This window comes from Lentzea sp. NPDC092896 (assembly GCF_044754905.1).
Taxonomy (GTDB): domain Bacteria; phylum Actinomycetota; class Actinomycetes; order Mycobacteriales; family Pseudonocardiaceae; genus Lentzea.
On the sequence record NZ_JBIVPX010000001.1, the window covers coordinates 1,369,290 to 1,389,492 of the forward strand.

Here is a 20,203-nt window from a genome sequence, read left to right on the forward strand (position 1 = left end):
CCCCTCGCGACGGATGCGGTGGTCTGCCTCGTCCACGACGGTATCCCGGCAGGCTCGGCCAACTCCTTGTCTTGAGTGGGAGCGGACTCCGTCGCACTGCAGCCGCAGTTCCAGGTGCTGGGGCCGTTCGAGGTGCGCGTGCAAGACGAGGTGCTCGACCTGGGTGGCCCGCGGATCCGGACGCTGCTCGCGTTGCTGACGGCGAACGCGGGCAGGGTGACGACCGTCGGCACGATGGTGGAAGCGTTGTGGGGACCGGAATCCCCGCCTGACGCACACCGCACCGTGCGCAGCTACGTCTCGCGGTTGCGCCGCGCGCTCGCCGTCGACCGGCTGATCGTCACGCACCCGGCGGGGTACGTGCTGCGGCTCGAACCGCACGTCGTCGACGCCCGCCGGTTCGAACGGCTCGTCGAGACGGGACGCGACGCCCTGGCCGCGGGCCGGCCCGCGGACGCCGCCGAACAACTCTCGCTCGCGTTGAGGTTGTGGCGAGGTGAGGCGTATGGCGAGTTCACCGTGACGCCGGTGCTGCGCGCCGAGGCCGCACGGCTGGAAGGCCTGCGCCTCGGCGCCGTCGAGGACCGCGTCGACGCCGACCTCGCGACCGGCGCGGGGGTGACGCTGGTCGAGGAGCTCTCCGCGCTGACCGGCGAGCACCCCGGCCGGGAACGCCTGTGGGGGCAGCTGATGACCGCGTTGTACCGGGCGGGCAGGCAGGCCGAGGCGCTCGACGCGTACCTGCGGGCCCGCACCGCGCTCATCGAGCGGTTCGGTCTCGATCCCTCACCGCGCCTGTCCGAGATCCACCAGCAGGTGCTCGACAACGACGCCCGGCTGTTCGGCGTTCCCGCCATCGCGGCGAGCGAACCGGCCCGTGACGACCTTCCCGGTGACATCGCGGACTTCGCCGGCCGCGACCTCGAACTCGCCGCGCTCGCCTCCGCGCGTGCCGCGGGCCGGGCCGTGGTGATCCAGGCGATCGACGGCATGGCCGGTGTCGGCAAGACGACGCTGGTCGTCCACGCGGCACACCGGTTCGCGGAGCACTACCGCGACCGGCTGTTCATCGACCTGCACGGCCACGCCTCCAGCCATCGGCCCGTCACGGCGATGACGGCGCTGGACGCGTTGCTGCGGGCGTTGGGTGTGCCGCCCGACCGGATTCCGCAGGACCCGGACGCCCGTGCGGCGTTGTGGCGTGCCGAACTGGCCACCCGCTCGGTGCTCGTCGTGCTGGACAACGCCGCCGACGCCGCGCAGGTGCGTCCGTTGCTGCCCGGCACGTCCCGCAGCCTGACGCTGATCACGAGCCGTCGCCGCCTGGTCGACCTCGACGCCACCCAGGTCGTGTCGCTCGACGTGTTGCCGGAGCAGGACGCCGTCGCCCTGTTCATCAGCGTTGCTGGAGGTCGCACCGAAGGCTCGGTGCACGAGGTCGTCGCGTTGTGCGGTCACCTGCCGCTGGCGATCCGCATCGCCGCCGCCCGGCTGCGCGCCCGTCCCGCGTGGACGGTGGGCTACCTCGCGAACCGGTTGCGCCAGGCCCATTCCCCGCTCACCGAGTTCGAGGCGGGGGACCGCAGCGTCGCCGCCGCGTTCGCCCTGTCCTACCAGCACCTCCACGCGCCGCAGCAGCGCCTGTTCCGGCTGCTCGGCATCCACCCCGGCCCGGACTTCGACGCCTACGCCGCCGCGGCGCTCGCGGCCGTCGACCTCTCCGAAGCCGAACGGCTGCTGGAAAGCCTCGTCGACGACCACCTGCTGCAGGAACCCGCGCCCGGCCGGTACCGCTTCCACGACCTGGTCCGGCAGCACGCCCATGCCGTCGCCGTGACGGACGAGCCGGAAGCATTGCGGCACAAGGCACTGCGCCGAGTCGTCGGCTACTACCTGCACACCGCGCACAACGGCAGCAGGGTGCTCGACCGGCAACACCCGCCGATCGCACTCGAGGCGGCCGACTGCGTCCCGCACCCGATGTCCGGCAGTGCGGCCGCGATGGCGTGGTTCGACGCCAACCACCGCAACGTCCTGGCGGCGCGGATCGCCGCCGAGGACGCGGGCTGGGACACGGTGGTGTGGCAGCTCGCCTGGTCGCTGGACAACTTCCACTACCGCCGCGGCCACCTGCACGACAACATCGCCTCCTGGCAGGTGGGACTCGCCGCCGCGGAACGGCTGGGCGATCTCGCCGTGCAGGCCCGCGCCCACCGGCGACTCGGCCTGGTGTACGCGCCACTGGGCAGGGACGAGGAGGCGTCGCTCCACTTGAGACAGTCGCTGGCGTTGTCCGCCCAGGTCGGCGACACGACCGGTCAGGCAGGCGCGCACGTGGTTCTCGCGCTGGCGCTGACGTGGAAGAAGGACGACCACGGCGTGCTGGCCCACCTCACCGAGGCGAGGAACCTGTACCGGCGCAGCGGCAACACGCAGTGGGAGATCCGCGTCCTGAGCATGATGGGCGCCGCGTACACCCGGCTCGGCCATCACGTCCGGGCGCGCGCGTTCTGCGAGTCCGCGCTGGCGTTGTGCTTGCGGCACAACGACCTGTACGGCCAGGCGGACACGCTGGACAGCCTCGGCGCGATCACCGGGAACACCGGCGACCACCGCCAGGCCCTGCACCACTACGAGCGCGCGCTGGCGGTGTGGCGTGGCCTCGACAACACCTACCGGGAGGCGGGAACCCTTGCCGCGCTGGGAGACGCGCACCGCGAACTCGGCGAGGGTGATCAGGCGGAGCGGTGCTGGCAGGAGGCCATCGACCTCTACCGCGGGCAGAACCTGCACCACGCGGCCGATCGCATTGCCCAGCGTTCGGGGTGACGGTGGCCGCTCTCGCGGCCACCGCCGGTGGTCAGCGGGCCCAGAAGCGGGTGGAGTTCGGGCCGTTGAGCACGAGATTGCCGTCGTTCTGCACGATCAGCCGGTCGGCCGCGGTGCTCCAGGTGTTGGTGCTCCACTTGGGCACGTTGTTCGCGGCGTAGACGACGAAGTTGCCGTCGTGCTGCAGGGTCGCGCGGATGGCACCGGAGTTGTAGGTGTTGCTGGCCCACAACGCCCGGTTGGTCGCCACGACGTAGAGCACCAGGTTGCCGTCGCCCTGCATGAGCAGCTTGTACCTGCCGTCCGGCGAGATCCGGGACTGCCCGGCGGTCAGGGTCTCCCCGCGCACCACGCGGTCAGGACCGGGCTCGCCCCCGGTGGTGGCGTCGAAGACCGTGACGTAGTAGTCCTGCAACGCCCAGGCTTCCAGCCCGTTCGGCGAGATCGCCACCGAGCGCGGGTAACGGCCGATCGGCCTGGTCTGGACGATCGCGTTGTTCTCCACGTTCACCGTCGTGAGGGTGTGTCCCTCATAACCCGTGACGAAGATCCGGCTTCCGTTCGGTGCGGCGGCCACGCCCAGCGGGTTCCCTGGCACGTCCAGCGTGGCGTGGACCGCGTTCGCGGCCGTGGAGATCATGTAGACCTTGTTCGCCTGGTAGCTGGTGACGTACACGCGCAGGCCGTCGGGCGTGATGGCGAGGTGGCTGGGCGCGGTGGGCAGCTGCACCGTGGCGATCGTTCGTTCGGTCGCGGTGCTGACCACCCAGATCTTCGAGGTGTAGAAGTCCGCGACGTAGACGCGGGAGCCGTCCGGGGAGATCGTGATGTCCGCGCCGTAGCTGTTGCCGACGCCGATCACGCGGGGGACACCGGTGGCCGTGTCGATCACCGCCAGGTAGTTGTACCCGGAGACGTACGCCTTCTTGCCGTCCGGTGACACGACGACCGCCTCAGCCGGCCCCATCGGGGCGACCGAAATGGTCCTGACCACGGTGCGGGTCGCGGTGTCGATCACCGAGACCTTGCCGGTGGTGGCGGTGAGGTCGCCGTGCGCGATGTAGGCGGTACGGCTGTCCGGGCTGAAGCCGATGCCCTCCGGCTGCGGGTCGACGCCGATCGTGCCGGTGACCGTCCTGGTCGCGGTGTCGATGGCGGACACCGTGCGGTCGGCCGCGTTCGTCACGTACGCGAGGGCCCCGTTGGGGCTGATCTCGACCGAGAGCGCGTTGGACCCGACGCTGATGTTGGTCGGCAGCTCGGCGGCCGCGGCGGCCGTCGGCACCAGCAGTCCGGCGGCGAGCAGGATGCCGAGCGCGGCGGTTCCGGTTCTTCGTGTTCGACTGTGCACGGTGCATTCCCCCTGGTGGTTCCGCTTGGTGCGGCGGATTTTGCCAGACGGGTGCGCTGGTCAGAGGCGTGTTCTCGAATGTTCCGCCGCGGCTGAGCCCAGCAGGGCGAGCTTGTCGGCGTCCTCGGTTCCGGCGTCCGGGTGGTAGACGACGAGCATGATGCCCTCAGTACCGGAGACCAGGTACTTCTCGCGGTTGAGGGTGATCTCGCCGACCTGGGGGTGGGCGAACCGGACGGTGGCGCTCATGCGGGGCCGGACGTCGTGGCGTGCCCAGAGCCTCTGGAAGAGCGGGCTGACCAGGGTGAGCTCGCCGACGAGCTCGATGAAGCGGGGGTCGTCGGTGGCGGTGCCGGCCGCCTGGCGGAACCCGGCGATCAGGTACGCGGCGGCCATCTCCCAGTCCGGGAACATCGCCTGCTCCTCCGGATCGAGGAACACGTCACGCAGCCGGTTCGCGCCCACCGTGAGCCGAGGCGAGAGTGCGGTCGCCAACGGGTTCGCGGCGAGCACGTCGAGATAGCGCCCCTCGACGAACGCGGGGAACTGCAGCATCGCCAGGAACTTGGCCGTGCCAACGGGAACGGTCTCCTTCTTGGCGCGCCGACGCCGACGTGGTTTGTCGGCGGCAAGACTGAGCAGATACTCGCGAGTGTCGTCGTCGAGCCGCAGAACGCCCGCGAGCGACTCGAGCACCTGCACCGAGGGATGCCGGTCGCGGCCGCGTTCGAGCCGCAGGTAGTAGTCGGCGCTGATGCCCGCGAGCATCGCGACCTCCTCGCGGCGCAGACCCGCGACGCGCCGCACCCCGTGCACCGGAATGCCGGCCTGCTCGGGCGTGACGAGCTCACGCCGGGCCCGCAGGAAGTCACCGAGCAGGTTCGGGTCGTCGGTCATGCCACCACCGTAGGACGACGGCAACGACCGTGAGGGGCCCTGTCACTCCCCAGGCTGACCAGGGCCCTGGCAGCCGGACACGTTCGGGCGAACGATCGTCTTACACCACATCTGACCAGGGAAAGTGAACGACATGACCAACGTTCTGGTGACCGGTGGCTCGGGCTTCATCGCCGGCCACATCATCATGCGGCTCCTCGGCGAGGGCCACCGGGTCCGGACCACCGTGCGCTCGCTGAGCAAGGAGAAGACCGTCCGCGCCGTGCTGGCCGACGCGGGCCTGACCGACGACTCGGCACTGAACTTCGTCACCGCAGACCTGACCAGCGACACCGGCTGGACCGAAGCCGTCGCCGGGTGCGAGTACGTGCTGCACGTCGCCTCACCCGTGCACCTGGAGCAGGTCAAGGACGAGGACGACGTCATCAGGCCCGCCCGCGAAGGCACTCTGCGTGTGCTGCGCGCGGCCCGAGACGCCGGTGTGCGCCGCGTGGTGCTCACCTCCGCCTTCCACGCCGTCGGATTCGGCCACCCGCACACGCACGGCACGTTCACCGAAGAAGACTGGTCTGTCCTCAATGGACCAGGTATGGACGCCTACGGCAGGAGCAAAACCCTCGCCGAACGCGCCGCGTGGGACTTCATCACCGCCGAAGGCCGTGGCATGGAGCTGGTCACGATGCTGCCGGTGGCGGTGATGGGACCGGTGCTGGGCAAGGACATCTCAGGCGCCAACCACGCCGTCCAACGCATCCTCGACGGCGACATGCCTGGCTACCCGAACATGTGGATGCCGATCGTCGACGTCCGCGACGTCGCCTCGGCCCACGTCCTGGCCATGACCGCGCCGGAAGCGGCGGGCCAGCGGTTCCTGGTGGCCAGCGGCCCGTCGACGGCCATGAAGGACATCGGCGCACTGCTGAAGGACAACCTCGGCGCCGCCGCCCAGCACGTGCCCACCCGGACGTTGCCGAACTTCGTGGTCAAGCTCGCCGCCCGCGTCAACCCCGACCTCAGGTCGGTCGCCGCCGAACTCGGCTTCGTCAAGGTCATCTCCCACGACAAGGCCACCCGGCTGCTCGGCTGGCAGCCGCGCCCGGCCGCGGAGGCCGTCATCGCCGCCGGGCGGAGCATGGTCAGGAAGTCGCTCGTCAAGGCCTGATCACCGACTGCTCGGGGCGCAGTCCACTATGGACCTCGCCGTCGAAGACGAACACCACACCCTCAGGACGGAAGTCCTGTGGCCGTGGGTAGTCCACCACGAGCAGGCGGCCGAGCGGCCGTTCCCATCCCAACTCCTCGGCGAGCTCACGAGTCGCTGCCGCCGATGGCGACTCGTCCGCTTCCGCTGCGCCACCGGGAATCTCCCAGTTCGGTTTGTAAGACGGCTCGAACAACAGCACCCTGCTCGCCCTGTCGCGAAACAGCACTCCAGCAGCCATGCACTTGCGCGCCAAGCCGGCACGTACTGCTCGACAGGCAGCACCTCGTCCGCAGACTCCGATGTGGTCACCCGGTTGCTTTGATTCGTTGCAGCCGACCGGTCATGGAACCATCGGCCATCAGGGCGTCCTTGCGAGGCTGGCTCACGAGCTTCCTCAGTGGTGCGGCGAGGTCCGGGTGATCGCCCCTGTCGATCCGGTGCAGCAGCCGGGCGGCGACGTAGAGCAGGGCGAGCTGTCCGGCATCGGTGTCGAGCACGTCGGCGAACGTGGTCCGCACTCGATCTGCGGTCTCCGGCACGAGAAGGCTGTAGCAGAGCAGTGTGGCCGCGTCTGTCCCAACTGGACCGCGGCCCCACGACTCCCAGTCCAGCAGGCTGAAGTCCGGTCCCATCAGGTTCGCCCAGTGCAGGTCGCCGTGCACGGTTTCCCATTGGCGGACAACGGGGTTCACCGAGTTCCCGAAGTACTGCTGGATCCTGCCGGTGACCAGGGCCTGATCGGCGTTGACGCGGTCGGTAGGTGTCGCCGCGACCGCCTGGATCGTTCTGCGGAGTTGCGTCCACCACTCGTCGGGAAGGTCGACGGCGTGGTTCAACGCATCGGTGGGGGAGCAGGGTGAGCCTGGGGCCAAGGTCATCAGCTCGGCACGTTGCTGCCGCCATTCCTCCCACTCGTAGACGTCGAGAACCTGCGGCTTGGACAGCGCGGCGAACACGTTGGCGTCGACGTTGCCGGTCCAGAACTCGCCGCCGGTCCACTGCTTGTCCTGGGACGCCACTCGAAGCCAGAGCTGCCGGTCGCCTGCTTGCACGCGCGCGCTGATCGAGCGGTCGAACCAACCGAGTCGGGCTTGTCCGACGACGGTGAGTCCGAAGCGCTTTGCTGCGTGGCTGAGGTTTTCGTGCATCCACTCGCGGAACTGCGCGTCGGCCTCGCTGAGGTCAAGATGCTGAGACACGGGATCCTCTCGCCCTGGTGCGCACGGAGCGCATTCTGCGACTTCCTTGGTACCGCTTGGAAAGGCTCCAAGGAACGGACGTGCAGGGGTATGCCTCTAACGGGTTCTGCCTTGCGTGCCCGAAATTCAGCGGCCTGTTCAGCGGCGAGGGTCGAGAGACCGCGCTATGTGTGCCGTGATCCCGCCGAGCTGCTGGACCTGCTCCTCGGCGAGCCGGCCGAAGAGATGTTCGCGCAGGGTCGCGTAGTAGCTGGGCGCCGACTCCTCGTACTTCAGCGACCCCGCCGCGGTCAGTGACGCGATCGTGCAGCGGGTGTCCGCCGGATCGGACTCACGCGTCAGCCAGCCCTGCCTCTCCAGGCGGGATGCGATGCGGGACAGGTGTGATGGAGTGACGCGGGACAGGTCGGCGAGCGAGCTCATGGTGTGGACTCGGTCTGCGTGCTGCGACAGGCACCAGAGGATCAGGAACTCGGAGTGACTGAGCCCGTGCTGCTTGAGTCGTCCCTCCAGCGCCGCGGGAAGCCAGAGCAGCACGGACAGCAGGGATTCCCAGGTCTCCGCCTCTGCTGGAGCGAGCTCGCCGTCCACGAGCGCGAAAGTACCACTCAGACACTTTCCGCGGAAAGTGATTCGCCGGACACTTGCCGCGGAAAGTGTCTTACCCTAAGTTACTTTCTGCGGAAACCATCCGGCGGATCAAGGAGCCTCCATGCGCGCAGCTCGTTACCACGACTACGGCCCGGCAGACGTGCTCGTCATCGAGGACGTCCCGGAGCCCCACGCGGGTCCTGGCGAGGTCCGGATCCGGGTCACCGCGGCAAGTGTCAACCCGGTCGACTGGAAACTGCGCTCGGGAGCCGCCCGGTCGTTCCTGCCCGTCGAGTTCCCGGCGATCCCCGGCCGCGACGCCGCGGGCGTGGTCGACGAGGTCGGGGACGATGTCACCGGTGTCACTGTCGGTGACCGGGTCTTCGGTCTCGGGGGCGTGTGGGGCGCGTCCGCGGAGTACGCCACGCTGACGGCCTGGGCTCCGGTACCGGAGCGGTGGAGTTTGGAGCAGGCCGCTGGAGCCGGACTGGCTGTCGCCACCGCCGGCCGCGGGCTCAACGCGCTCGGCGACCTGTCGGGACGCACACTGCTGATCGAAGGTGCCGCCGGTGGTGTGGGCAGTGCAGCCGTCTCCATGGCTGTCGCGCGCGGCGCCACCGTGATCGGCACCTCGAGCACGGGCAAGCACGACTACCTGCGCGAGTTGGGAGCGTTGCCCACCACCTACGGCGAAGGGCTGGCCGATCGCGTCCGTGCACTCGCACCCGCGGGGGTGGACGCCGTGCTCGACACAGCCGCCTCCGGCTCACTCGCCGACCTCGTCGCCATCGCCGGTAGTGCGGACCACGTCGTGACGGTCGCCGACACCGTCCGCGCGAGCGAACTCGGCGTGCGGCACCTCCTCGCCGAGAACGACTCCGCCGTGCTCCAGGAAGGTGCCGCCCTGGGCGCCCAAGGCGGGTACACCCCCTACATCGCCGCGACGTACCCGTTGGACAAGATCGCTGAGGCGCATCAGGAGTCCGAACGCGGCCGCACCCAGGGAAAGATCATCATCACCCTGTGACGACCGGAACCCCGCCGCACGCTCAGTCCGGGGTGTCGCTGATCGTCAGGGTCAGGTCCGAGTCGGTGACCGTCACGACGACGTGCTGCCCGCCCCGCAGTTCGCCCGCGAGCAGTGCACGGGACAGCCGCCGGTCGAGCTCCCTGCCGATGGTGCGGCGTAACGGCCGTGCACCGTACTCGGGCACGTAACCGCGGGCAGCGAGCCAGTCGACGGCCTGTTCGTTCACGTCCAGCGTGATGTTCTGTTCGCGCAGACGTTGGCGGGTGCGGTCGAGCAGCAGGGCGGTGATCTGCCGCAGCTGGGCGGCGTTCAGGCCGCGGAACAGGATGATCTCGTCGAGGCGGTTGAGGAACTCCGGGCGGAAACTGCGGCGGACGGCCGCCATCAGCGGTTCCCTCAGCTGCTCTGCCAGCACACCTGAGGTGGCCGCGGCGAGGAGTTGGTCGGCGCCGATGTTGCTGGTCATGATGATGACGGTGTTGGTGAAGTCGGCGGTGCGTCCGCCGGCGTCGGTGAGCCTGCCCGCGTCCAGCACCTGCAGGAGGGTGTTGAAGACGTCGGGGTGGGCCTTCTCGATCTCGTCGAGCAGGAGTACCGAGTACGGGGCTCGCCGGACCGCGCCGGTGAGCTGGCCGGCGTCCTCGTGGCCCGCGTAGCCCGGTGGCACGCCGATCAGTCGCGTGACCGCGTGCGGTTGCGCGAACTCGCTCATGTCGAACCGGATCAGCCGGTCCTCCGAGCCGAACAGCGCTTCGGCCAACGCCCGTGCGAGTTCGGTCTTGCCCACGCCGGTCGGGCCGAGGAACAGGAACGAGCCGACGGGGCGGTGCGGGTGTTTGAGGCCCGCACGGCCTTGGCGAACAGCGTCCGCGACCGCCTCCACCGCCTCGTCCTGCCCGACGATCCGCTGGTGCAGGTGGTCCTCCAGGTGCAGCAACCGGTGCCGTTCGGCCTCGGTGAGCTGGGCTACCGGGATGCCCGTGCTGCGGGACACGACCTCGGCGACGTCGTTCGCCACGACCTCGGGTGCGTCGGCCAGGGCGGCGCGGGCGGCCTCCAGTTCGGCGACGGCCCGGTCGAGTTCGCCGGCCAGGAACACCGCGTCCTCGCCCTGGGCGGCGTCCTTCTCCCGCTCCAGCCGCCGGACTCGCTGCTCGAGCCGCACCGGGTCCGCCGGCATCGGGGACTTCTCCCGCAACCGGACCCGCGCACCCGCGCGGTCCACCAGGTCCACGGCCTTGTCCGGCAGGAACCGGTCGGTGACGTAGCGGGCCGACAGCTCCACGGCGGACACGATCGCCTCGTCCGAGATCCGCACGCCGTGGTGCATCTCGTACCGGCTGCGCAGCCCGCGCAGGATGGCGATCGCCTCGTCGACCGACGGTTCGGCGACCTGGATCGGCTGGAACCGCCGCTCCAGCGCGGCGTCCCTCGCGATGTACCGCCGGTAGTCCTCGGCCGTGGTGGCGCCGATGACCTGCACCCGTCCGGTCGTGAGCACGGGTTTGAGCATGGTCGCGGCGTCCATCGGCGCGCCTTCCGCACTGCCCGCGCCCACCACGACGTGCAGCTCGTCGATGAACAGGACCACCGCCCTGTCCGTCGCGGACACCTCGTCGATGACGCCCTGCAGCCGTTCCTCGAACTCGCCCCGGTACTTCGCCCCGGCGACCATGCCCGCCATGTCCAGCGAGATCAGCCGCCTGCCGCTCAGCGTCGCGGGCACCTCGCCGCTCGCGATCCGGGCCGCGATGCCCTCGACGACGGCGGTCTTGCCCACGCCGGGATCGCCGATCAGGACGGGGTTGTTCTTGGTGCGCCGCGACAACACCTCGAGGATCTCGTCGATCACGTCCTCCCGGCCGACCACCGGATCGAGCAGCCCGTCCCGCGCCGCGGCGGTGAGGTCGCGTCCGAAGCGGTCGGTGCGCCGCGTCGCGGACGGTTCCTCCGATCCGCCGAACAGCTTTCCGACCAGGTCCTCCCAGGAGTAGGACCCGAACCCGAACACCCAGTCGTCTGCCATCGGCCGCCATCTCCGCTCGATCGAGGGGCCTGCGCCTACAATCCTGCGCCTCGTGGGCTCAGAACACAGAAGTGATGGCAGGAGGAACGGGTTGGCAGCGCAGCAGGCTTCGGACGAAGAGCTCACCCGTGCTGCTCAGACCGGTGACGTCACCGCGCTCGGCGTCCTTCTGGCGCGGCACGAGGCCGGCATGCGGGCGGTGGCGCTGAGCGTCGCCGGGCACGGTCCGGACGCCGAGGACGCCGTCCAGGACGCGATGCTGGTCGCGCTCAGCCGCATCGGCGACGTCAGGGAACCGGCGGCGGTCGGTGCGTGGCTGCGGATGATCGTGCGCAACGGGTGCCGCACGAGGCTGCGTTCGGCCGCTCTCGCGCGACCGGTGGCCGACCTGGAACTGGTCAGCGACGAGAGCCCGGAACGGATCGTCGAGCAGCACGCCATGCGCGACTGGCTCTGGCACGCGATCGGAGACCTCGCGCCGGCGTTGCGCATGACCGTGCTGTTGCGGCACTTCAGCAGGGCGAGCACCTACGACCAGATCGCGACCGTCTGCGGCGTGCCCGTGGGCACGGTGCGCAGCCGTCTGAGCCAGGCCCGCACCAAACTCGGCGCGGCGCTGGCAGCGACCGCGGCCACCGCGCACGACGACGTCGCGGCACTGGCCGTGGCCAGCCGTGCGGAGGGGCTGGAGACCCTGGACGCGATGCACAGGGGAGACCTCGGCAGGCTGATGGCCGAACGGTGGGCGCCCGACGCCATGTTGTTCGACGGCCGCGACCCCGTGGGAGGACGCGACTTCCTGGTTCGCGGTGCGGCCGGCGATCTGGAGGCCGGAGTCCGCCAGCGCTTCGCCGACACGGTCGTCGGCCGGGACATCACGATCTGGGAGATGGACATCCTCAACCCCGCCGACAACCCCCGGCACTGCCCGCCCGCCGTGACCTGGGTGATGTCCCTGGAGAACGGACGAGTGAGCCAGTTGCGGCTGTTCCACCCCGCCCACTCGTCGTAGTGGCGGCCGTCACAGCTCGTGGATTGAACTTTCGCTCGTTCTCCTGGTCTTGCCGGTGTCGTTGACACCACCTGATCGGAGAACACCGTGAACTCCCCAGCCCCCGGCACGCACACCACCGAGATCGGCGGGGTGCTCCAGCGCTATCACGTGCACGGCGAGGGCCCGGTCTGCCTGGCGCACCCCGGCGGACCGGGCGTGTTCTGGGAGTACCTGCGCACACCCGCGCTGGAAAACCACCTCACGATGGTCTACCTGGAGCCGCTCGGCACCGGTGGATCCGGCCGCCTCGACTCGCACCCCCACGGCTACACCCGCGACCGCTACACCGAGGCGCTCATCGGCCTGCTCGACCACCTCGGGTTGGAGACGGCGTACCTGCTCGGACACTCCCACGGAGGGTTCGTCGCCCAACGCTGCGCCCTGCGGCACCCCGACCGCGTCACCGGCGTCATCCTCTACGAGAGCGCGCCGCTGACCGGCCCCGAGCACGTCGCCGAAGCCATGGCCCAGGTGGAGATCTTCGCCCGCAGGAACGCGGACAATCCCGAACTGCCCGCGGTGCTCGCCGCGTTGCAGGCGACCGGCGGCATCTCCACCGACGAGGAGATGACCGAGGTCCTTCGTGGACTGCTGCCCGCCTACCTCGCCGATTACTGGGGCAGGGAAACGGAGTTCGCCCCGCTCCGGGCGGCCATCACCGGCTCGCACCTCTCCAGCCTCGACGAGCACCTCGTTCCCGACGTCATCGACGACCGGCAGGAGCTGGGCTCTCTCGTGGTGCCGGCGCTGGTGATCGTCGGCCGCCACGACGTCGTGTGCGGTGTCCGCTGGGCGGAGGAGCTGGACAAGCTGATCCCGGACTCCCGGCTCGTCGTCCTGGAGAACAGCGGGCACCTCGGGCACGTCGAGGAACCCGACGCCTTCGCGGACGCGGTTCTCGACTTCGTCGGCGATCGGTCGCGGTAGGCCGGTCAGCCTAAGATCACGGGGATGAGCGGGCGAACGCGGCTGGGCGCGGTGCTGTGGGTGTTGGTGGCGCAGTACTTCTTGCTGCTGTTCGTGGTGGAGGCCCGCTGGGACGTTCCGTACAGCTGGCTGAGCAACGCCATCAGCGACCTGGGCGCGGCCACCTGCTTCCAGTCGGACCAGGTCGAGCGCTGGGTGTGTTCGCCGTGGCACGTCGTCTCCGGCGTGTCCTGGACGCTCGCGGGTCTGTGCCTGGCCGCGGGAGCCCTGCTGGTCCGGCCGCTGTTCCCGGACGTGCGGACGGCCCGCGCCGGCCTGGTGCTCCTCGTCGTCACCGGGCTGGCCCTGGCCGTGGTCGGCCTGAACCCCGAGGACACCAGCCGGACGCTGCACGTCGCCGGCGCGGTCGTCGCCATCCCGGTGGGCGAGGTCGCGATGCTGCTGACCGGCCTCGCCCTGGCGGGCACCGCCCGGTGGCGCCTCCTGGGCCGCGTCGGCGCCGGCGCCGCGATCGTGGCGGCGGTGGCCCTCGTGCTGTTGTTCGCCCAGGTCGGCGGTCCGGCGCTGTTCGGTCTGTGGGAACGCATCGCGGCGTTCCCGGTGCTGTTGTGGGCGGTCGTCTGCGGTGTGGCGTTGCCTGCCAGGACCAAGGCCACTACCAATACCTAGGACCAGTCCCAGCCCATGCCGAGCACGCCCGGCCGCACGTCCTTCGCCGTCAGGTGCAGCACCCGCCCCGGCGTGAGCGCGAGTTCGTCGCCGTGCACCTGCGTCGCGTCCACACCGGGCTGGGCGAGGGCGTAGCAGCGAACCGGGAGGCACGGTTCGGTGAACTGCACGCTCGCCACGTAGGTGCCCACGGGGTAACGGAACGCGCGCCGGTAGTCGTGTGACCGCGCGCCGTTCTCCGCGATGGTGAAGCGGTACTCCAGCAGGTGCGTCTGACCCGCGCGCAGGCTTTGGTCGAACAGCAGCTCCACGGCGATCACCGGCGCTCCGGGGTGCCGCCGCACGCGTCCCAGCCGGCAGTCGCGCACGGCCTCGACGCCCAGCGCGTCCGGTGGCGTGCCGGCGTCCGCGCAGTACACGGCCAGGTAGCGGTCGGGGTTGCCGGCGACCGCGCGCAGCACCTGTCTGGTGTGGATCGTCCGGAGCGCGCCGTGCTCGTCCACTGTGGCCGCGTCGTCCTGCGACCACAGGCGCAGGTCGCCGTCGGACGGGCCGACCAGCGCCCGCACGATCTCCGCGAGCGACTGCGCGGGTTCCAGCATCCGTCCGTAGTCGCGGGTCTGCTGCTGCTTCGACACCCATCGGCCACGCGGGCGCGGCGGCCCGAGCAGGGCTTCCAGCGAGTGCCTGGGCAGGCCGAGGATGGTCTCGATGGCCTGGACCGCGCGCAACGAGTCGGCGCGTTCAGGGCGGCTGCGGCCCAGCCTCCAGTAGCTCAGCGTCGAGAGACTGACGTGGATGCCCCGGCGATCGAGGCGGTCGCGCAGGCGTTCCAGGGTGAGGCCGCTGCGCTCGACGGCGGCCCGCAACGCCACGTGGAACGGACCGGCGCGTAGCAGCACGTCGACCTCGTCGTCGGGAGGAACGACCACCGCACACCCCCTCGACTGTGGAGAAAACAGTTTAGAAGGCCGAATGCGCCCGATATGACCGACAAACGTAGGTATCCCTCCACAGTTTTGGAGGGCGTTCCACAGTGGTGGGTCGCCTGCCGGAGGTGACCTTGACCGCGTCGGACCACCGGTATGTCATCGGCGCGGCGGCCCCCTGCAAGAGCCGCCGAATCCCTGCCCTGTGCCGATTTCCCCCTGGAGGGCACATGTCCCGTCCGTTGTCCGCGCGGCGATTCGCCGCGTTGTTCTCCGCACTCGTGGCCGGTGCCGCGGTGCTGGTCGCGCCGTCCGCGACGGCCGCACCCGACCTCGCCACGACCGTTCGCGCCACCATGCTCCAGCAACACGGCGAGGCGTTGAAACAGCAGTGGGACACGCAGACGTTGCGTGAACCGCTGTTCGAGCCGACTCGCACGTCTGGCTCGTGGGTGTTCGGCAGCACCACCATTCCACTGGCCCACGGTCAGGAACACGGGGCGCCGCACATGGCGTTGTTCCTGGCACGCAAGGAACGGTCCGCGTGGCGGGTCGAGCTCGACGGCACCGCCGGATTCGCCGCCCTGGCCGCACAGGCGCCGTCCGGCGTGCTCAGCGACGGCGAGAAGCGGACCTTCGCGGCCAACCAGTCGCTCGCGCCCACCGGACTCGGCCTGCCGTGGCCGGTGAACGTGGCCTGGTGGATGGGCGGCGGCCCGCACGGCAACAGCGGCAACAGCCGGCCGTTCAGCTCCATCGACTTCAACGGCGGTGACGGCCGCGTCCTGTCCGCGGGCAACGGCCGTGTCTACAAGAGCTGCGTCGTGGGCCGCAGCGCACTGGTGAAGGTCGTGCACGACAACGGTTACAGCACCACCTACTACCACATGTACAACCTGACGACGCTCGCCGACGGCAGCGCCGTGCGCACCGGCACGTACCTCGGCAACATCGGCAACGAGCTGCCGTGCGGCGGTTCGAGCACCGGGGCGCACGTGCACTTCTCGTTGCTGCGCGGCAACACCCACGTGAGCGTCAACGGGATGACGATCGGCGGCTGGACCTTCTACGAGGGCTCGCAGGCGTACGGCGGCTACGCGCAACGTGGCAGCACGCGCGTGAACGTCGGCGGCAAGGTCACGAACTACGGTGGTGGTGGCACGACCCTGCCCACCGGCACGGTCGACGCGGGGCCGAACACCACGGTGAACCTGCGTTCCGGCCCCGGCCTGAGCCACCCGGTCGCGGGCACGGTCGCGGACGGTGCGACGGTGTCCATCGCGTGCACGAGCCGCGGCGAGGCCGTCGAGGGAGTCTGGGGCCGCACGGATCTGTGGAACCGGCTCGAGGACGGCAAGTGGATCAGCGACGGTTTCGTCGACACCGGCTCGAACGAACCGGTGGCCTCGGCCTGCTGACCTGACGGTGCCGATCCCGCCCCGCAGTGGGATCGGCACTCATTTCAGCGCTGCCACCAGTTTCGCCGCCGTGAGACGGACCGCCGGGGTGTCGTAGCGGTCGCACTCGGCCAGCGCCCGCACCCGGTACTCGCGGGCCTGCGCCGAATCCCCTGCGGCGTCAGCGAGTTCGGCGAGCCTGGCCAGGATCTCGACCCGGTGATCGGAGAGCCGCCCCTCGCCCAGCGCCGACAGCAGCTGTTCCCGCGCCTCGCCGAACCGGCCCGCGTCCATCAGCACCAGGCCCCGGTGGTGCCGCACCCGAGCTGTTCCCGCGGTGTTGGAGTGCCGGTGGAACAACAACTCGGCCTCGTCGAGGAGGTCCATCGAGGCGATCACCTGGCCCGCGGCCGCCAGCGTCGTCGCCAGGCGGATCAGCAGCATCGACAGCAGTTCGTCGTCACCACCGGCTTTGCGGTGCTGGTCCACGCTGAGTTGCTGCACCTCGGCGGCCTCGCCGAGGTCGCCCGCGGTGTGCAGCATCAGACCGAGCAGGGAGAGCGCAAGGTTCTCGCCGATCAGGTAGCCGGCCCGCTGGAACCCCTCGACGGACCGGCGGCCCAGTGACACCGCCCTGTCCGGTTCGCCGAGCCGCCGCCGGATCGCCGAGCCGTAGTAGCAGTTCCACGCTTCGGTGATGGTGTCGTCGATGGGCTCCGCGGCGGCCTCCTCGTGCACGGCCAAAGCCTCGTGCGGCTGCCCGCACAACGCGTACAGCGCCCACGACAGGTAGTTCAGCTGTTCGGCGGCGGCCTTGGCGTCACCCAGTCGCCGGGCCGCGTGGGCGCCGGCCGAGAAGACTTCGCGCCACAGCTCGCCGACGCCGTGCATGTCCGAGTACCAGTGCATCGCCTGTGCCAGCTCGAGAACGCGGTCGTGCTCGCCTTCCGCCACGGCCGATCGCACCGCGCCGCGCCAGTTCTCCAGTTCCTGGTCGAGCCACCGGTCCGCGGATTCCTTGTCGTGCACCGGACCCGCACGCCCGGCGGGCCTGTCGTGGTCGAAGAAGAGGGCCGCTCCGGTGGCGGTGTCGATGAGCCAGTGCCGCAAACGTGTGCGCGTCTTCAGGACGGCGGCCGGGTCGTCGTCGAGTTCGAGACGTTCGGCGGCGAAGACGTGCAGCAGGTCGTGGCGCGTGTACCGGCCCGGCGTCTCGCTGATGCCGAGCAGGCTCGCGTCGGCCAGCTCCTCCAACGCCTCCTCCGCGTCGTCGACCAGAACGGTGGCCAGGGCCTCACTAACCTCGGGGCTCGCGACCAGCGCCAGCCTGCGGAACAACGTGGCGGCGCCCGGACTGAGCTGGTGGTAGGAGATCTCGAACGCCGCCCGCACCTGCAGGTCGCCCGCCCGCAGCACGGACAGCCGCCGTCGTTCGTCCTCCAGCTGCTCGGCGAGGTGACCGATCGTCCACTGTGGTCTGCTCGTCAGCCGGTTCCCCGCGATGAGCAACGCCAGCGGCAGGCCGCCGCACAGCTCGGCGACCCGTTCGGCCGCCTCCGGTTCGGCGTCGAGCCGGTCCGGGCCGGTCACGGCGCGCAGCAGTTCGACGGAACGGTTCAGCGGCAACAACTCCAGCGGGAGCCGGTGCCGGGCGTCCAGGCCCGTCATCGTTCGGCGGCTGGTCAGCAGCACCAGCGTGCCGGGGCTGGACGCGAGCAGCGGACGCACCTGCGCCTCGTTCTCCGCGTTGTCGAGCACCAGCAACACGGCCCGGTCGCGCAGCTGAGACCGGTACAGCGACAGCTTGTCGTCCGGGTCGGCGGGGATCTGGCGTTCGTCCACGCCGAACGAGCGCAGCAGCCGGTGCGCGGCCTTGCCCGGGGTCAGCGGCTCGTCGGTGCCGCGCAGGTCGAGGAACACGCAGCCGTCGGCGAACCGCGCGCCCAGCCGGTGTCCCGCGTCGACGGCGAGCGCGGTCTTGCCGGCACCGGGCGCGCCGTGGACCACCGCGATCTGCAGCCGTGACGACGACGAGGCGTCCGCGGCGAACCCGTCCAGGAGCTTCTTCTCGTCCTCCCGGCCGGTGAGCTCGATCAGCACCGGCGGCAGCGAGCAGGACGCCAAGGCGAACGGCGCGTCCGGGCGTTCGTCGGCTCCGGCCACCCGGCTGGCGCGGGCGAGCGCGGTGAACTCCGCCGCCTCCTCGCCGCCGAGCCCGAGCCCGCCCACCAGCAGTTGCACGGTGCGGAACTGCGGACTGAGCGTGCGGCCGCGTTCCATGTCACTGATCGCGCGTGTGCTCAGGCCCGTGCGTTCGGCCAGTTCTTCCTGCGTCAACGGAACACGCGATCGATAAAAGCGGAGAAAATCCCCGAACGCGGTCGTGCTCACTGCGCTACCCCCCGACGTCTTCAGCGCATGGTGCTGACAGGTAGACGCCTGGCGCCGGGGTAGCGCTGCTTCCGAACCACATTTCTGCCGGAACTTCTGCTGGTTGTTCAGCAAGGTGAACTTTCCCGGCCGAAATTAGCTTCGAGGTGTGTCCCTCGCAAACCCAGTGCGGCTCTGTGCTGCCCTCTGGCTGGCCGCCCTGGCGTGGCTGCTGTTCACCTGGTCCGGTCACTACCCGATCGACCTCGACGTGTACCGGCTCGGCGGCCTCGCGTGGCTCGAGGGTCGCTCGCTCTACGTCGGGTTCACCGGCCCGCCGCTCGACCCGCAGCTGCCCTTCACCTACCCGCCGATCGCGGCGGTGCTGTTCAGCGGCCTGAGCTTCGTGCCGGGCGGGTGGCACAACCTGCTGGTGGTAGCGGCCGGCTTCGTCGCGCTCACCGCGGTGTGCGTGGCGGTGGCGGGCAAGGTCCGTCCCGATCTCCAGTGGACTGCCGGGCCGCTGGCCGCGATCGGCGCGCTGGCGCTGGACCCGGTGTGGATGACCTACGGTTACGGCCAGATCAACCTGTTCCTGCTGGCGCTGGTCGTGATCGACGTCCTGCTGGTCACCGACAAGCGTTGGCGTGGCGTGCTGATCGGCGTCGCCGCCGCGATCAAGCTGACGCCCGCTGTGTTCGTGCTGTACTTCATCGTCAAGCGCGACTGGCGGGCCGCGATCACGTCGATGGCCACCTTCGCGGGCCTGGCCCTGGCAGGATTCCTCATCACACCAAGGGATTCGCTGCAGTACTGGCTGCACTCGCTGCTGAACCCCGACCGCATCGGCGACATGTCGTTGTCCACCAACCAGTCGATCCGCGGTCTGCTGCGCGGCTTCGGTCTCGCACCCGGCGTGGAAACGCTGCTGTGGGTCGTGCTCGCGGCCGCTGCGGTGGCCACGGCGTTCCTGGTGGCCCGGCGGACCCGCGACGACCTCGTCGCGCTGTTCGTCATCGCGGGTGCCGGGCTGCTGGCCTCGCCGGTCTCCTGGCTGCACCACTGGGTGTGGTGCGTGCCGGTGCTGGTGTTCGTCGCACTGCGCGGCAACCGGGTCGCCTTCGCCGCCGTGTTCCTGGTGTTCGTGACACGGCTGCACGAGTTCGACACCTACGTGTGGCTGACCGTCATGGCGTTGGGGCTGCTGGCTTTCAGGCAGGCGACACGAACGTCAGCTCCACCGACGATCCCCGCAGCGGCTGTCCACTCGGCCAGCTGACGGTCGTCGTGTGGCCGCCCTCGGCCGGCAGGTCGAGGTTGACGACGTCGGGCTGGAACGAGACCGGCGCCTGCGAGGACATCAGGATCCGCGACTCGGCGTCCCTGCCCGGCCGCACGTTCACCGGCGCGGGCGTGCCGTTCGGGTCGTCCAGCACGACGGCGATACCGCTGTCGTCACCCTCGCTGTGCCCGCTGCCCTTGGTGAACGTGACGGCCGTCGGCGCGCCCTGCAGCTTGCAGTTCGTGTGCTCGCCGGCCGCGGCGTAGTGCAGCACGAACGCCTGCTGACCTGCGGACGAGTGCGGATCCTGCGTCACCGAGACGACGAGGTCCGAGACGTCGCACGGCTGGTCGGACGGGTTGGCGGACGCGGTTCCCGTTACCAGCGGCAACGCGGTGGCGGCGAGCAACGCGGCGACGCCCAGACCTACCTTGTACCTGGTGTTCAT

At 70.1% G+C, this 20,203-nt stretch carries 17 protein-coding genes; 8 read left to right on the plus strand and 9 right to left on the minus strand.

The features are described 5' to 3' along the window. Nucleotides 1-75 precede the first annotated feature (75 nt). Entirely contained in the window at nt 76-2,829 is a 2,754-nt protein-coding gene (locus tag ACIQF0_RS06095; protein WP_401025015.1) for a BTAD domain-containing putative transcriptional regulator, read from the plus strand. A gap of 31 nt (nt 2,830-2,860) precedes the next feature. On the opposite strand, the gene ACIQF0_RS06100 is transcribed toward ACIQF0_RS06095, so the two are convergent. Both ACIQF0_RS06100 and ACIQF0_RS06105 read right to left on the minus strand, forming a co-directional pair. After that, nucleotides 2,861-4,180 carry a hypothetical protein gene (locus ACIQF0_RS06100; protein WP_401025018.1) on the minus strand — a complete coding sequence of 440 codons (1,320 nt, stop codon included), beginning with the start codon at nt 4,178-4,180 and terminating at the stop codon, nt 2,861-2,863. A gap of 60 nt (nt 4,181-4,240) precedes the next feature. Continuing rightward, entirely contained in the window at nt 4,241-5,077 is an 837-nt protein-coding gene (locus ACIQF0_RS06105) for a helix-turn-helix domain-containing protein (RefSeq protein ID WP_401025021.1), read from the minus strand. A 133-nt stretch (nt 5,078-5,210) separates the two neighbouring features. Here ACIQF0_RS06105 and ACIQF0_RS06110 point away from each other — a divergent pair, with 133 nt between their 5' ends. After that, complete coding sequence (locus ACIQF0_RS06110) at nt 5,211-6,239, plus strand: SDR family oxidoreductase (RefSeq protein ID WP_401025024.1); 1,029 nt, start codon at nt 5,211-5,213, stop codon at nt 6,237-6,239. Here ACIQF0_RS06110 and ACIQF0_RS06115 read toward each other — a convergent pair. The 3 genes from ACIQF0_RS06115 to ACIQF0_RS06125 all read right to left on the minus strand — a co-directional run bounded on the left by ACIQF0_RS06115 (nt 6,229) and on the right by ACIQF0_RS06125 (nt 8,071). Continuing rightward, entirely contained in the window at nt 6,229-6,519 is a 291-nt protein-coding gene (locus tag ACIQF0_RS06115; protein ID WP_401027729.1) for an NUDIX domain-containing protein, read from the minus strand. The genes ACIQF0_RS06110 and ACIQF0_RS06115 overlap by 11 nt on opposite strands. Nucleotides 6,520-6,586: 67 nt before the next feature. Then, complete coding sequence (locus ACIQF0_RS06120) at nt 6,587-7,480, minus strand: aminoglycoside phosphotransferase (protein WP_401025026.1); 894 nt, start codon at nt 7,478-7,480, stop codon at nt 6,587-6,589. A 138-nt stretch (nt 7,481-7,618) separates the two neighbouring features. Then, nucleotides 7,619-8,071, minus strand: a complete 453-nt coding sequence (locus ACIQF0_RS06125) for a MarR family winged helix-turn-helix transcriptional regulator (RefSeq protein ID WP_401025029.1) — start codon at nt 8,069-8,071, stop codon at nt 7,619-7,621. 121 nt (nt 8,072-8,192) lie between these two features. Between ACIQF0_RS06125 and ACIQF0_RS06130 the strand changes: the two genes are divergently transcribed. Then, a complete protein-coding gene (locus ACIQF0_RS06130; protein ID WP_401025032.1) occupies nt 8,193-9,098 on the plus strand; it encodes an NADP-dependent oxidoreductase in 906 nt (301 codons plus the stop codon). 22 nt (nt 9,099-9,120) lie between these two features. Here ACIQF0_RS06130 and ACIQF0_RS06135 read toward each other — a convergent pair whose 3' ends face one another. Next, nucleotides 9,121-11,127 carry an ATP-dependent Clp protease ATP-binding subunit gene (locus ACIQF0_RS06135; RefSeq protein ID WP_401025035.1) on the minus strand — a complete coding sequence of 669 codons (2,007 nt, stop codon included), beginning with the start codon at nt 11,125-11,127 and terminating at the stop codon, nt 9,121-9,123. Nucleotides 11,128-11,218: 91 nt separating this feature from the next. Between ACIQF0_RS06135 and ACIQF0_RS06140 the strand changes: the two genes are divergently transcribed. From ACIQF0_RS06140 to ACIQF0_RS06150, 3 genes are all read left to right on the plus strand, one after another. Next, entirely contained in the window at nt 11,219-12,139 is a 921-nt protein-coding gene (locus tag ACIQF0_RS06140; protein ID WP_401025037.1) for an RNA polymerase sigma factor, read from the plus strand. Nucleotides 12,140-12,226: 87 nt separating this feature from the next. Further along, the gene (locus ACIQF0_RS06145) at nt 12,227-13,108 is read left to right on the plus strand and encodes an alpha/beta fold hydrolase (protein WP_401025039.1); all 882 of its coding nucleotides are present in this window, start codon (nt 12,227-12,229) and stop codon (nt 13,106-13,108) included. A 24-nt stretch (nt 13,109-13,132) separates the two neighbouring features. Then, nucleotides 13,133-13,777, plus strand: coding sequence for a DUF998 domain-containing protein (locus ACIQF0_RS06150; RefSeq protein ID WP_401025041.1), 645 nt, complete (start codon nt 13,133-13,135; stop codon nt 13,775-13,777). Here ACIQF0_RS06150 and ACIQF0_RS06155 read toward each other — a convergent pair. Next, on the minus strand, nt 13,774-14,709 hold the full coding sequence (locus ACIQF0_RS06155) for a hypothetical protein (protein ID WP_401025044.1): 936 nt from the start codon (nt 14,707-14,709) through the stop codon (nt 13,774-13,776). The genes ACIQF0_RS06150 and ACIQF0_RS06155 overlap by 4 nt on opposite strands. A gap of 227 nt (nt 14,710-14,936) precedes the next feature. Between ACIQF0_RS06155 and ACIQF0_RS06160 the strand changes: the two genes are divergently transcribed. Beyond that, complete coding sequence (locus tag ACIQF0_RS06160) at nt 14,937-16,124, plus strand: peptidoglycan DD-metalloendopeptidase family protein (RefSeq protein ID WP_401025047.1); 1,188 nt, start codon at nt 14,937-14,939, stop codon at nt 16,122-16,124. A gap of 39 nt (nt 16,125-16,163) precedes the next feature. On the opposite strand, the gene ACIQF0_RS06165 is transcribed toward ACIQF0_RS06160, so the two are convergent. Next, nucleotides 16,164-18,494 carry an ATP-binding protein gene (locus tag ACIQF0_RS06165; protein WP_401025049.1) on the minus strand — a complete coding sequence of 777 codons (2,331 nt, stop codon included), beginning with the start codon at nt 18,492-18,494 and terminating at the stop codon, nt 16,164-16,166. 148 nt (nt 18,495-18,642) lie between these two features. Here ACIQF0_RS06165 and ACIQF0_RS06170 point away from each other — a divergent pair, with 148 nt between their 5' ends. Continuing rightward, nucleotides 18,643-19,752, plus strand: coding sequence for a glycosyltransferase 87 family protein (locus ACIQF0_RS06170; protein WP_401025052.1), 1,110 nt, complete (start codon nt 18,643-18,645; stop codon nt 19,750-19,752). Here the strand turns inward: ACIQF0_RS06170 and ACIQF0_RS06175 are convergent. Then, complete coding sequence (locus tag ACIQF0_RS06175) at nt 19,685-20,203, minus strand: DUF4232 domain-containing protein (RefSeq protein ID WP_401025054.1); 519 nt, start codon at nt 20,201-20,203, stop codon at nt 19,685-19,687. The genes ACIQF0_RS06170 and ACIQF0_RS06175 overlap by 68 nt on opposite strands.